Annotated in this window: 8 protein-coding genes and 1 tRNA gene; 4 read left to right on the forward strand and 5 right to left on the reverse strand. The window is 60.1% G+C overall.

What is annotated here, in order from left to right; genetic code table 11:
- Positions 1 to 8 precede the first annotated feature (8 nt).
- Positions 9 to 968: a DNA cytosine methyltransferase gene (locus tag LRK71_RS00780; protein WP_232400400.1), complete on the reverse strand. Its 960-nt coding sequence runs from the start codon at positions 966 to 968 to the stop codon at positions 9 to 11.
- A gap of 140 nt (positions 969 to 1108) precedes the next feature.
- Positions 1109 to 1183, reverse strand: a tRNA-Gly gene (locus tag LRK71_RS00785).
- Between the two features lie 201 nt (positions 1184 to 1384).
- Between LRK71_RS00785 and LRK71_RS00790 the strand changes: the two genes are divergently transcribed.
- A complete protein-coding gene (locus tag LRK71_RS00790; RefSeq protein WP_232400401.1) occupies positions 1385 to 1576 on the forward strand; it encodes a hypothetical protein in 192 nt (63 codons plus the stop codon).
- Positions 1577 to 1642: 66 nt separating this feature from the next.
- Here LRK71_RS00790 and LRK71_RS00795 read toward each other — a convergent pair whose 3' ends face one another.
- Together LRK71_RS00795 and LRK71_RS00800 are read right to left on the reverse strand one after the other, a co-directional pair.
- Positions 1643 to 5095: a pyruvate carboxylase gene (locus LRK71_RS00795; RefSeq protein WP_232400402.1), complete on the reverse strand. Its 3453-nt coding sequence runs from the start codon at positions 5093 to 5095 to the stop codon at positions 1643 to 1645.
- A 249-nt stretch (positions 5096 to 5344) separates the two neighbouring features.
- On the reverse strand, positions 5345 to 6523 hold the full coding sequence (locus LRK71_RS00800; protein WP_232401107.1) for an alpha-hydroxy acid oxidase: 1179 nt from the start codon (positions 6521 to 6523) through the stop codon (positions 5345 to 5347).
- 159 nt (positions 6524 to 6682) lie between these two features.
- Between LRK71_RS00800 and LRK71_RS00805 the strand changes: the two genes are divergently transcribed.
- Entirely contained in the window at positions 6683 to 9058 is a 2376-nt protein-coding gene (locus tag LRK71_RS00805) for an ATP-dependent helicase (RefSeq protein ID WP_232400403.1), read from the forward strand.
- 557 nt (positions 9059 to 9615) lie between these two features.
- On the opposite strand, the gene LRK71_RS00810 is transcribed toward LRK71_RS00805, so the two are convergent.
- Entirely contained in the window at positions 9616 to 9834 is a 219-nt protein-coding gene (locus LRK71_RS00810) for a DUF1127 domain-containing protein (RefSeq protein ID WP_232400404.1), read from the reverse strand.
- 324 nt (positions 9835 to 10158) lie between these two features.
- Between LRK71_RS00810 and LRK71_RS00815 the strand changes: the two genes are divergently transcribed.
- Together LRK71_RS00815 and mraZ are read left to right on the forward strand one after the other, a co-directional pair.
- Entirely contained in the window at positions 10159 to 11286 is a 1128-nt protein-coding gene (locus LRK71_RS00815; RefSeq protein WP_232400405.1) for an Mrp/NBP35 family ATP-binding protein, read from the forward strand.
- A 950-nt stretch (positions 11287 to 12236) separates the two neighbouring features.
- Positions 12237 to 12704: a division/cell wall cluster transcriptional repressor MraZ gene (gene mraZ / locus LRK71_RS00820; RefSeq protein ID WP_232400406.1), complete on the forward strand. Its 468-nt coding sequence runs from the start codon at positions 12237 to 12239 to the stop codon at positions 12702 to 12704.
- Positions 12705 to 12706: the final 2 nt, after the last annotated feature.

A 12706-nucleotide genomic window follows, 5' to 3' on the forward strand; every position in this document is an offset into this window, starting at 1 on the left:
GCGGGGTATCAGGCGCGCACAGCATGGAGCTTGGGCTTGGCGATGGCAGTTTTTAGTTGCAGGGCCACGGCCTCGGCCACCGGCGGCGGGAAGGCATTGCCGACCTGGCGGTAGGCATTGGTCTTGGCGCCGGTGAAGTGCCAGGCATCGGGAAAGCCCTGAATGCGCGCCACCATGCGCACGGTCAGCCGTGGCATGTCGTTGTGGAATGGATCCGGCGCCTCAACGGCGATGGTGCGCCCCTCAACCCCCAGTGACGCCCAGGCGCGCCGGGCCCGTGTTGGGCCGAGGTCTGGCCCGCCGTGTTTTTTTGACCCACCCACAATTGTCGGCGCGATCTCATCTGCCTGGGCGGCCCAGTCTTTGGCTCCGCGCCAGCCACGCGCCTGCATCAGGTCCAGCAGGGTTTCCCCTACGGTACGCGGATTATGGGGCAGTGGTTCGGGCCAGGCAAAATCGCCAGCAAATTCGCGCCGCAGGGCAATGATCGCCACGCGTGGTCGCAGCTGTGGCACGCCGTAATCCGACGCATTCAGCAGCCGCCAGTCGGTTTCATAGCCCAGTTTGGCCAGCTGCCGTTTCAGCTTTTCGCGGTAGTCGTGAAAGGCAGCATCCAGAAAGCCGCGCACATTTTCGATCATCACCGCGCGGGGGCGGGTGGCATCAACGATATGGATGGCGTCGTCAAACAGGTTGCGTTCGTCCTTTTCGCCCAGCTGTTTGCCAGCCACGGAAAAGGGCGGGCAGGGCAGGCCGCCAGCCAATAGATCAATACCCCTGTAGGCACTGGCGTCTTCTTTGAACAGCCGCACGTCTTCTTCCAGCACGTTCCAGTTGGGGCGGTTGTGGCGCAGGGTGGCACAGCAATGCTTGTCTATTTCCACCAAGGCAGTGTGATCAAAACCGGCTCGTTCCAGCCCAAGCGCCTGGCCGCCAGCCCCGGCGCAAAGTTCCACGGATGTGAGCATGTCGTCTTGCCTGCCTGTTTCTGTTTTGCGTTCTGGATCTGTTCCTAGGCGGAAAGCTGATTCCGCGCAAGCTCTTGCTAGGGTCTCTTATCGCAACGCGAAAGGCCACCCCAAGATGGGATGGCCTTTTCGTTTCCAAATGGAGCGGGCGAGGCGATTCGAACGCCCGACCCTAACCTTGGCAAGGTTATGCTCTACCCCTGAGCTACGCCCGCGCAACATTTGGTGAAGCCGAACTATGCATTCCTGCCCCCGCCCGCAAGTTAAAAATTCCGCTTCGGGGCGAAAAAAGTCAAATCCCGCGACGGAAGCTGGGCAGACCTGCGTTTGGTTCAGAGGGTGCCCTGCGACAGGGGGAAATCCTGCGCCCTGTCGCAGGGGCGCGACAAGACAAGATGTCGAAAGTGGAGAGGGACATGCGTAAAACCAAAGAAACCCTGCGGCTCACAGCCTTAGTGGCGGCGATCACTCTGGGGCTTTGCGTGCAACACCTGGCAAGTCCGGGCGGGCCATGGGATCCGCGCGCGGCTTTGAACCTTCCTGAGCAGCAGCCGCATTGGCTGGCCTCTCCGGTTACGGTTGAAACGCTCGCGCCCTATCTGGGCTAGGGCTCTGCCCGATAGATCTGCCGCCCCCGCAGGCAAGGCGGAGGCAGCTGTTCGTTTCGCGGCGGATCAGTCCAGATCTTCCAGTTCAACCAGCAGATCCTTGGCGTCGATCTGGGTGCCCGGCTGAACATGCAGCGCCTTTACGCGGGCGCTGCGCTCGGCGTGCAGGCCGGTTTCCATTTTCATCGCCTCGATGGTCAGCAGCATATCGCCTTCGTGCACCTCTTGGCCAAGCTGCACCGCAACAGAGGCGACAACGCCGGGCATCGGGGCGCCGATGTGGTTGGCATTGCCCAGCTCTGCCTTGGGGCGGCTTTCGGTGGTGGCCTTGACCAGACGATTGGGCACGCGGATGACGCGGGGCTGGCCGTTCAGTTCAAAGAAGACTTTGACCTCGCCCTTTTCATCGGTTTCCCCCAGCGCCTGCAGGCGGATTTCCAGCGTCTTGCCGGGGTCGATTTCGGCGGTGATTTCCTCGCCGGGTTCCATCCCGTAAAAGAAGGCCCGCGTGGGCAGGGCGCGGACTGGCCCGTACTGGCGGTGGCGGCCCATATAGTCGAGAAAGACCTTTGGATACATCAGGTAGCCGTTGAGATCCTCGTCATCGACCTCTTTGCCTTCCAGTTGCTGGCTCAGCTCGCTGCGGGTTTCCTCCAGATCGACGGGGGGCAGATGGGCGCCGGGGCGGCTGAGGTTGGGGGCTTCGCCCTTCAGCACCTTGGCGGTGATACCTGCGGGGAAACCACCGGGAGGCTGGCCCAGGTTGCCGCGCATCATGTCGACGACACTATCGGGGAAAGAAACCTCGGTTGCGGGGTCTTCCACCTGGGCGCGGGTCAGGTTCTGGCTGACCATCATCAGCGCCATATCGCCAACCACCTTGGAAGAGGGGGTTACCTTGACGATATCGCCAAACATCTGGTTCACATCCGCATAGGTCTGGGCGACCTCATGCCAGCGCTCTTCCAGCCCGAGGCTGCGCGCCTGGGCCTTGAGGTTGGTGAACTGTCCGCCGGGCATCTCGTGCAGGTAGACCTCAGAGGCGGGGGCCTGCAATCCGCTTTCAAAGGCGGCATATTGCGCCCGAACCTGTTCCCAGTAGTCAGAAATCTCGCGGATTGCCTTGATGTCCAGACCGGTGTCGCGGTCGGTATTGCGCAGACCTTCCACGATGGAACCAAAGCAGGGCTGCGAGGTGCCGCCAGAGAAGGCGTCCATCGCCACATCCACGGCATCAACCCCGGCATCGGCTGCGGCCAGAATGGTGGCCCCCGCAATGCCCGATGTATCATGGGTGTGGAAGTGCACCGGCAGGCCGACCTCTTCTTTCAGAGCCTTGATCAGCTGGCGGGCAGCGGCAGGCTTCATCAACCCTGCCATGTCCTTCAGCCCCAGCACATGGGCACCTGCGGCCTCCAGTTCGCGGGCCATGCCGACATAGTACTTCAGGTCATACTTGGCGCGGTTGGGGTCCTGGATATCGCCAGTGTAGCAGATGGTGCCTTCACAGAGCTTGCCGGACTCATTCACCGCATCCATGGCGACGCGCATGTTTTCCACCCAGTTGAGGCTGTCAAAGACCCGGAAGACATCAACGCCGGTTACCGCCGCCTGACGGACAAATTCCTGCACCACATTATCGGGGTAGTTTGTGTAGCCCACACCGTTGGAGGCGCGCAGCAGCATCTGGGTCATCACGTTGGGCATGGCTTCGCGCAGGTCGCGCAACCGCTGCCAGGGGCATTCCTGTAGGAAGCGATAGGCCACATCAAATGTCGCACCACCCCAGCATTCGACGGAAAACAGCTGGCTGAGGTTCTGCGCATAGGCGGGGGCCACCTTGATCATGTCATGGCTGCGCATCCGCGTGGCCAGTAGCGACTGGTGTCCATCGCGCATGGTGGTATCGGTCAGCAAGAGCTGGCGCTGTGCCTTCATCCAATCGGCCACCGCCTGGGCACCTTTTTGTTCCAGCAGGTTGCGGGTGCCAGAGGGCAGGGGCGCCGGATCCAAATGTGGTGCGCGGGGCTCTTTCAGATCGGCCGGGGGCGCGGCGCGGCCTTCGGTTTCCGGGTGCCCGTTGACGCTGATATCGGCCAGATAGGTCAGCACCTTGGTGCCGCGGTCGCGGCGCTTGGCAAACTGGAACAGGTCGGGCGTGTTGTCGATGAAAGTGGTGGTATAGCTGTTGTCGAGGAAGGTCGGATGCTTCAGAAGATTTTCGACAAAGGCGATATTGGTGCTGACACCGCGCACCCGGAATTCGCGCAGGGCGCGGTCCATGCGGGCGATGGCTTTTTCGGGCGTTGGTGCCCAGGCGGTGACCTTGGTCAGCAGGCTGTCATAATAGCGGGTGATGACACCGCCGGCATAGGCCGTGCCGCCATCCAGACGGATCCCCATGCCGGTGGCTGACCGGTAGGCGGTGATGCGGCCATAGTCGGGAATAAAGTTGTTCAGCGGATCCTCGGTGGTGACGCGGGTTTGCAGCGCATGACCGTTGAGGCGGATTTCATCCTGGCTGGCCTTGCCGGTGGCCTCTGCCAGGGTCTTGCCCTCGGCAATCAGGATCTGCGCCTGCACGATGTCGATGCCGGTGACTTCCTCGGTGACGGTATGTTCCACCTGCACCCGCGGGTTCACCTCGATGAAGTAGAACTTATCGGTCTCCATATCCATCAGGAATTCGACGGTGCCAGCGCATTCATAGTTCACGTGCTGGCAGATCTTGCGCCCCAGATCGCAGATTTCCGCGCGCTGCGCCTCGGTCAGATAGGGCGCGGGCGCGCGCTCCACCACCTTTTGGTTGCGGCGCTGCACGGAGCAATCCCGCTCGAATAGGTGATAGATTTCACCGTGCTTGTCGCCCAGGATCTGCACCTCGACGTGGCGGGCGCGGGTGATCATCTTTTCCAGGTAGCCTTCGCCATTGCCAAAGGCGGCTTCGGCCTCGCGCCGACCTTCCAGCACTTTTTCTACCAGCTCGTCAGGGCCGTGAATGGGCCGCATGCCGCGCCCACCGCCGCCCCAGGACGCCTTGAGCATCAAGGGATAGCCGACCTCTTCGGCCTCTTTGGCGATGGCCGCCATATCATCTCCCAGCACTTCGGTTGCTGGAATGACCGGCACGCCTGCCTCGATCGCGACGCGCCGCGCCGAGGCCTTGTCGCCAAGTGCGCGCATGGTTTCGGCCTTGGGGCCGATGAAGGTGATGCCGTTGCGGGCGCAGGCATCGACAAAATCGGGGTTCTCGGACAAGAGGCCATAGCCGGGGTGGATCGCATCGGCGCCGCATGCCTTGGCAACGCGAATGATCTCGTCAATGCTCAGATAGGCGGCGACGGGACCCATGCCCTCGCCAATGCGGTAGGCTTCATCCGCTTTAAAGCGGTGCAGGCCCAGCTTGTCCTCTTCGGCATAGATGGCAACCGTGCGCTTGCCCATTTCATTGGCTGCTCGCATGACGCGGATGGCGATTTCGCCTCGGTTCGCAATCAGGATCTTTTTGAAGTCAGGCATTGTGGCTCCTTGGGCGGTGTTGTGGGCAAGTGGTGTTTGGCGAAGTGTTAGGGGCTTCTTAGCGGTTGGTATAGACGTAGTTCTGGGTATCTGCGGCCTGATTGCGCTCTCATGCGGTCAATTTCCGTCTCTTTTGCTGCAGCTGCGGCATTTGGCCGCCAGCCCCGCAAGCGCCTTGGGCCAGGGCATCGGGAAATTCCAGAGATGGCTCTGGCAGCCTGCCACATCAGATGGGGCGGCAGGCTGATATCAGGGCAGCCCGGTCAACGCAGGAAGCCTGCGGACTTTCAGTTTGCGCAGCTCGGCAAGGTTTTGCAATCCCAGTTGCCCCATGTTTGCTTCAAGGTCTTTGGACAGAATCTCAATCAGATGCTGCGGTCCACCGGAGCCTAATGCTGCAAGTGCGAAATGAAAAGCCCGACCCAGCATGACAAAATCGGCCCCAAGCGCCAGGGCACGCAGGATATCCAGCCCGCCCTCAATACCACTGTCAAAGATCAGCGGCAGTTGCGTTGTGGCGCGCAGTTCTGGCAGGGCTTCGATGCTGGCGGGGGCGGCGTCAAACTGGCGCCCGGCATGGTTAGAGACCCAAAGCGCATCGACGCCGATCTGTTCCAGCGGCGCGGCATCTTCGGCCCGCAGCACGCCCTTGATGACAAACGATCCCTGCCAGGCGTCGCGCAGCCATTTCACATAGTCCCAGTCGGGCGAGGTGCGCAGCAGATAGCCAATATGTGCCGTTGAAGACAGGCCGCCGCCGTTTTCGGTGACATATTTATCCAATGTGCGCATATGGGGCATGCCGCCCTCATGTCGGTGTTGGTGGGCCATGCCAAGGGCCCAGCGAGGTTTGCGGACCACCTGCGCCAGCAAGCGTGGTGTCAGGCGCGGCGGCTGCGTCAGGCCTGAACGCACCTGGCGTTCGCGCCGCGAGGCCACTGGCACATCGACAGTCAGCACCAGGGTCGAGAACCCCGCCCGGCGCGCCCGATCCAGCATATCGCTGCGAATGGTCTCGTCCTTGGGCGGATATAGCTGAAACCAGGCCTCTGGCCCCAGATGCGGTGCCAGATCCTCGGGGGATTGGCTGGCCACGGTAGAGAGGGAATAGGGAATGCCTGCCGCCCCGGCACAGCGCGCCAGGTGGCCCTCGGCATCGGGCCAAATCAGCCCCGACATGCCAAGCGGTGCTATGCCAAAGGGCAGCGGCAGGTCGCGGCCCATAAAGCGGGTGTTCAGCGCCACCTCTTGTTCCCCGTGCAGGATAGAGGGCATGAAGCCGATCTGATCCAAGGCACTGCGATTGCGTCGTTTCGTGGCCTCTTGGCCGGTGGCGCTGTCGAGGTATTCCCAGACGAATTCGGGCAAGCGGCGCTGGGCTGCGGCGCGCAGATCCTCAAGGCCGGGGTATGTTTGATGCAGATCCATGCGGCATTGATAGGCGGTGGCGCGCATTTGGCAAGAGCAAGGGGCAATCGCGCCCTGACGCCGCCTTGAAAACCGGGTTTGGCTGGCAGCGGCAAGGTCTGCGAACATAATGCGAACGTCCTCTTTTCTCGCAGATTGAATCACGCTAGTATTACGGACATGAGCAGTTTTGATGAAATGGACGCCTTTGAAGGCGCCTCCCTGTCGTCGCGGGCCATGGCCGCCCGTCCCAGTCCCTATCTTGAGGGGCTGAATCCTGCCCAACGCGAGGCGGTTGAATGTCTGGACGGGCCGGTCCTGATGCTGGCAGGGGCGGGAACCGGCAAAACCAAGGCGCTGACGGCGCGCATCGTGCATCTGCTGAACACGCAGTCTGCCCGCACTAATGAAATCTTGGCAGTAACCTTTACCAACAAGGCCGCGCGCGAAATGAAAGAACGGGTCGGCAAGTTGCTGGGCCAGCCCGCCGAGGGCATGCAATGGCTGGGCACCTTTCATTCGGTCTGTGTGAAACTGCTGCGACGTCATGCCGAACTTGTTGGTTTGAAATCGAATTTCACCATTCTGGATAGTGACGATCAGTTGCGGTTGCTCAAACAATTGATCCGCGCTGCGGATATCGACGAAAAGCGCTGGCCGCCGCGCATGCTGGCCGGAATCATTGATGACTGGAAGAACCGCGCCCTGACGCCGGACAAGCTTTCTGCTGCCGAGGCGGGCGCTTACAATCACCGTGGCCCTGAATTCTATGCCCAGTATCAAACACGCCTGCGCGAGTTGAACGCCGTCGATTTTGGCGATTTGCTGCTGCATGTGGTGACGATCTTTCAGACCCATGGCGATATTCTGGCGCAGTATCAGCGCTGGTTCCGTTACATCATGGTGGACGAATACCAGGATACCAATATCGCCCAATATCTGTGGCTGCGGCTGCTGGCGGGCGGGCACAAAAACATCTGCTGCGTTGGCGATGACGACCAGTCGATCTATGGCTGGCGCGGTGCCGAGGTGGGCAATATCCTGCGGTTTGAAAAGGATTTTCCTGGGGCCAAGGTGGTCCGGCTAGAGCAGAATTACCGCTCGACCGAACATATTCTGGCTGCGGCCTCCGGCGTGATCAGCGGCAATTCGGGCCGCTTGGGCAAAGAACTGTGGACTGCGGAAAAGGGCGGCGAAAAAGTTCGGCTGATCGGCCATTGGGATGGCGAGGAAGAGGCCCGCTGGATCGGAGAAGAGATCGAGGCGATGCAGCGCGGCACCCGTGGCCAGCGCCCGATTGATCTGAACGAGATGGCGATTCTGGTGCGGGCCTCGCATCAGATGCGCGCCTTTGAAGACCGGTTTTTGACCATTGGCCTGCCTTATCGCGTCATTGGTGGCCCGCGCTTTTATGAGCGGCTCGAAATCCGCGATGCCATGGGCTATTTCCGTATGGTGACCTCGGTGGATGACGATCTGGCCTTTGAACGGATTGTGAATACGCCAAAACGTGGCCTTGGCGACAAGGCGCAGCAGACCATTCAGGGGTTTGCCCGTGAAAATGGGGTCTCTTTGTTTGAAGGCGCGCGCCTTGCGGTGCAATCCGGCGCGATCAAGGGCAAGGGCGGCGCGGCACTGGGGCGGTTGGTCGATAACCTCACCCGCTGGGGTCGTATGGTTGAGGATGCGGATATATCGCATATCGAACTGGCCGAAATCATCTTGGATGAAAGCGGCTATACGGGCATGTGGCAGGCCGACAAGAACCCTGATTCCCCCGGTCGTCTTGAAAACCTGAAAGAACTGGTCAAAGCGCTGGAGAACTTTGAAAACCTGCAAGGGTTTCTGGAGCATGTCAGCCTGGTCATGGACAATGACAAACAGGATTCGGACCAGAAGGTTTCGATCATGACGCTGCACGGCGCCAAGGGGCTGGAATTCCCTGCCGTGTTTTTGCCCGGCTGGGAAGACGGATTGTTTCCCTCGCAGCGGTCCATGGATGAAACCGGCCTGAAAGGTCTAGAGGAAGAGCGCCGCCTTGCCTATGTCGGCATCACCCGCGCCGAAGAGGTCTGCACCATTTCCTTTGCCGGCAACCGTCGGGTCTTTGGCCAGTGGCAATCGCAGCTGCCGTCGCGCTTTGTTGATGAACTGCCCGAGGACCATGTAGAGGTGCTGACACCACCCGGCCTATATGGCGGGGGGTATGGCGCTGCTGCGGGCAGCCAGGATGCTGTGCGTTCTACAATTGATGCCAAGGTGGCGCAGGCGGATGGCTATAATTCGCCCGGCTGGAAGCGGATGCAGGCGCGGGCGGGCCAACGCGGCAACGCGCAAGCCAAATCGGCCCCGGTCATCGACCTAACAGCCGTTGCCAGCTTTACCCTGGGTGAGCGGGTGTTTCACCAAAAATTCGGCTATGGCGAGATTACCGGGATTGAAGGCGACAAGCTGGAAGTGGCCTTTGAAAAAGCGGGCAGCAAAAAGGTGCTGGCGCGTTTCATCACCGCCAGCAGCTCTGCAAGTGGCGCATCGGTTGATGATGTTCCGTTTTAGCGGCGATCGTCTGGGCTTAAACGGGCAAGGTTGAAACGGGTATGACTGTGGCCAGGACTTTGACCTGGCAGCCTGCGACAGTCAGGCGCGCAGCGATTCGGCCACCACCCTGTGGCCCAACTTCCGGCTCACCCAACTGTACGGCTCAACTGTGTAGCCAAACTTAGAGGGGCGTCCGCGTGGCGGCTCTCTTTCTCTATGTTACGCCGATAGAACGGCGTGCCTGGCGGCATGGGGCAAAGGTTCCGACCCGGGCAAAGGTTCCGACCCGCGATTTTCATATTTTGCTGTTGATTGGCCCGTGACACTTGCATCTGCACGGCCTGCGACTGCGCGTTGCTGTGTTTTTTGGTGGGCAGAAACATAAAACGGCGGCGCCCAGGGAGGAGGAGGGGCACCGCCGTTCATTACAACATCAGGACCAAGGGAGGAGGAGACCCGGATGCATTCTGGTCCGGCAAAGGCCGGAATTAGGGTGCGGTGACATCAGGGAGGAGGAGGATGTCACCGCGTAGGACAGGCTCTCTAGGGAGGAGGAGAAAAGAGCCTGATCTCTATTAGTTGTTTTCGTATGCCGCCTGATAGGCGATGCGCTGGATCATCGAACGGTGCAGGCCCAGATCGGCCAGGTCGCGACCGGACAGCGCAGAGAGTTCGTTGTAGGTTTGGCGATACAAGCGGTAGCGAGCCAGTTTGGTGCTCAGCGCGTCAAACCAAGCCAAGGGCAGTGCCGCAGAGAGGGCTTTGGACGGGGCGATATGCTGTACGAGGGCCATCGGATAGATCCTTGAAACTGGTTATTTGCGTTGTGCCTGTATCGGCGTCTGTTGAGATTAAAATAGCGAATTGCTGCATCTGCACAATCCCCCGTATCGGCATTTCTGCTATGCAGCATTTGCATGGGTCACCCCTATTCGTTTGTAAACAGACTGTTTTTTGAGCAAACTTATCCAAATCTACTTTCCGCTAGGGAAAGATTGGCATGGCCTGGTGATGCCTACCCTTGCGGACATCCCCGGTTAAGAGCACTCTCTGGCGCCAGCGATAGGGGCACCGCAGGGTGGTCTTTCGCCCCTGTAGCAAGAAGAGGCCTGCAACATATGTCGGTGAGTGAGAACCAGATCAAAGAGGCGCAGATCAAAGAGGCACTGGCGCGGCTTGCCCTGCCAGATGGGGGTACGCTGATCTCGCGGGATATGATCCGTGCCCTGACGCTTCAGCCGGATGCCGCAGAGCCAAGCGCTGTAAAGGTCAGCTTTGTCATCGAGGCGCCAAGCCCTGAGATCGCCCAACATATGGAGCCATTGCGCCGCGCGGCCGAGGCCGCCGTTCTGGCGCTTGCCGGGGTTGGCTCTGTCTCTGCGGCGCTGACGGCGCATGGCCCGGCTAGCACCGCGCCGTCCGCTAAGGGGGCGTCGGGTGCCCCAAGTTTCAAGTTCGGTGGCCATGCCAAGCCGCAGGCCGGGCCGATAAAGCCTGCCGGTGTCGCGCGTATCCTGGCGGTTGCCTCTGGCAAAGGCGGCGTGGGGAAATCCACGGTCAGCGCCAATCTGGCGGTGGCCCTGTCGCGGCAGGGACGCCGGGTGGGGCTGCTGGATGCTGATATATATGGTCCCAGCCAGCCGCGCATGATGGGAATCACGGGCCGTCCCGGCAGCGCCGATGGCAAGGTGATTGAACCCTTGCAGGCGCATGGGGTCACGGTGATGTCGATTGGTCTGATGGTGCCCGAGGATAAGGCGATTGTCTGGCGCGGCCCTATGTTGATGGGGGCGCTGCAGCAGATGCTGGGCCAGGTGAACTGGGGCGAGCTGGATGTTCTGATTGTGGATCTGCCGCCTGGAACCGGGGATGTGCAGCTGACGCTCTGCACCAAGAGCGAGCTGAGCGGCGCAATTGTGGTCAGCACCCCGCAGGATGTGGCGCTGATTGATGCGCGAAAAGCCCTGGATATGTTCAAGACGCTCAAGACGCCGGTTCTGGGGCTGATCGAAAACATGTCATTCTTTACCTGCCCTGATTGCGGCGGGGAGCACCATATCTTTGGCCATGGCGGGGTCGCGGCCGAGGCCAAGGCGCTTGGCCTGCCTCTGCTGGGGGCTTTGCCAATTGATCTTGAAACCCGGCTGGCCGGGGATGCAGGTCAGCCCGTTGCTGCTGGAGACGGCGCGATTGCCCAGGCCTATGGGCAGATCGCCAAGGGGCTGATTGCGGGCGGCATGGCCTAGGCCCTGTTCCGGTCGCTGGATAGCCTTTGCCGATAGGTACGCGGCTGGGTTTCTCTGCGTGGTGTTTCGGGATTTCGCAGGAGGGTGCGCTTTGTGGTGCCCACCCGTTCATCTGTCTGGAGGGTGGGCTGTTCGGCGATCGTTCCCTTAGGGTGGCCTGTCCTGATCAGCCGGGCGAGCAGGGGCAGCTTCTGTTCGCAACCAGCAGCTGATCTCGCCCGTTTTGTGACTATACGGGAAATTATGGGATAAATGGGAAATCATGGGCTGAATACGCGCTACGCCCACCCCGAAGTCGATGAATTAAGAGCGGTGATTCGTTTTTCACCCCCGAATCGGTAGGTTCGCAGGGTGAAAACCTAATTACCCACAGGGTTATGCACAGGTAGGGTGCGGAACATTAGTGGAACTCCTTAATGAGGAGGGAAATGCAATTCATATCAATGGGAATTTATGGGCGTTGTGGGCCGCAGGGTGTGACTTTTTTCACTCTCTACATATGGTGCCTATCTGGATTTGATTAACAATTTGTGCGAATTCACCCATGATATTGACCAGGAGTTGCCGCAACTTCTGGGTGGTGAAAGCTATTTGGGCGAAGCTTTTATTCTTTCTGGGTTGCCAGACCATGAATTCCCATAGTATCCCTTTTACATCGGACGCAGTGGAGAGCACATCGGGGCGCCAAAGACCCCAAGCTCATAATAATAAGCAGGTTCATACAGGCCTTCGCTTCTTCCGAACAACGAGAGATCCGGCGCGCGGGCGAGCAGACATCCCCCCAGGTGGCGCGCGCAGTCGGACAACCCGCCAAGCGGGAAACAGGAGGCGAGTTGATCAGTGGCAGCAGATCAACTCGCCTCTTTTAATTTCGGGGAACAGAGCGCGTAAGCGCCGGGATAGAGGGCTGAGATTTGGGCCGCAGGTTCAGAGGCGAAAGCCACCACAAGGTGGACACAAAGGGGCGGGTATCCATTCCGGCCTCCTTTCGTCGTGTGATCGAGGCAAGCGATCCCAACTGGAAGTCCGGTGAAAGCCCCGAATTGGTAATCGTCTACGGCGATCAGCGCCGCAATTACCTGGAATGCTATACGATGGAGGCGATCGAAGAGGTCGACGCCAAAATTGATGCCTTGCCGCGCGGCTCTATGCAGCGCAAGATGTTGCAGCGCATGTTTCATGGTCAGTCTTTCCCGACAACGGTGGATGAGACCGGCCGCCTGGTGTTGCCTGCCAAGCTGCGCAACAAGATCGATCTCGAAAAAGAAGCCTTCTTTATGGCCGCCGGGGATACCTTCCAGATCTGGAAGCCCGAGACCTATGAAGAAGAAGAGCTGGCCCAAACCGAGAAATGGATGGATGAACTGCCAGAGGGTTTTGACCCGCTGGAGTTCCTAGATAACGCCGGAGGCGCATAGGC

Origin of the sequence: Pseudophaeobacter flagellatus (genome assembly GCF_021228235.1) — a bacterium.
GTDB lineage: Bacteria > Pseudomonadota > Alphaproteobacteria > Rhodobacterales > Rhodobacteraceae > Pseudophaeobacter > Pseudophaeobacter flagellatus.

Coding starts and splice junctions, on each gene's coding strand:
- LRK71_RS00815 (WP_232400405.1), top strand. CDS start 10,159: ATGTCGGTGAGTGAGAACCAGATCAAAGAGGCGCAGATCAAAGAGGCA.
- LRK71_RS00790 (WP_232400401.1), top strand. CDS start 1,385: ATGCGTAAAACCAAAGAAACCCTGCGGCTCACAGCCTTAGTGGCGGCG.
- LRK71_RS00810 (WP_232400404.1), bottom strand. CDS start 9,834: ATGGCCCTCGTACAGCATATCGCCCCGTCCAAAGCCCTCTCTGCGGCA.
- LRK71_RS00805 (WP_232400403.1), top strand. CDS start 6,683: ATGAGCAGTTTTGATGAAATGGACGCCTTTGAAGGCGCCTCCCTGTCG.
- LRK71_RS00780 (WP_232400400.1), bottom strand. CDS start 968: ATGCTCACATCCGTGGAACTTTGCGCCGGGGCTGGCGGCCAGGCGCTT.
- LRK71_RS00795 (WP_232400402.1), bottom strand. CDS start 5,095: ATGCCTGACTTCAAAAAGATCCTGATTGCGAACCGAGGCGAAATCGCC.
- LRK71_RS00800 (WP_232401107.1), bottom strand. CDS start 6,523: ATGGATCTGCATCAAACATACCCCGGCCTTGAGGATCTGCGCGCCGCA.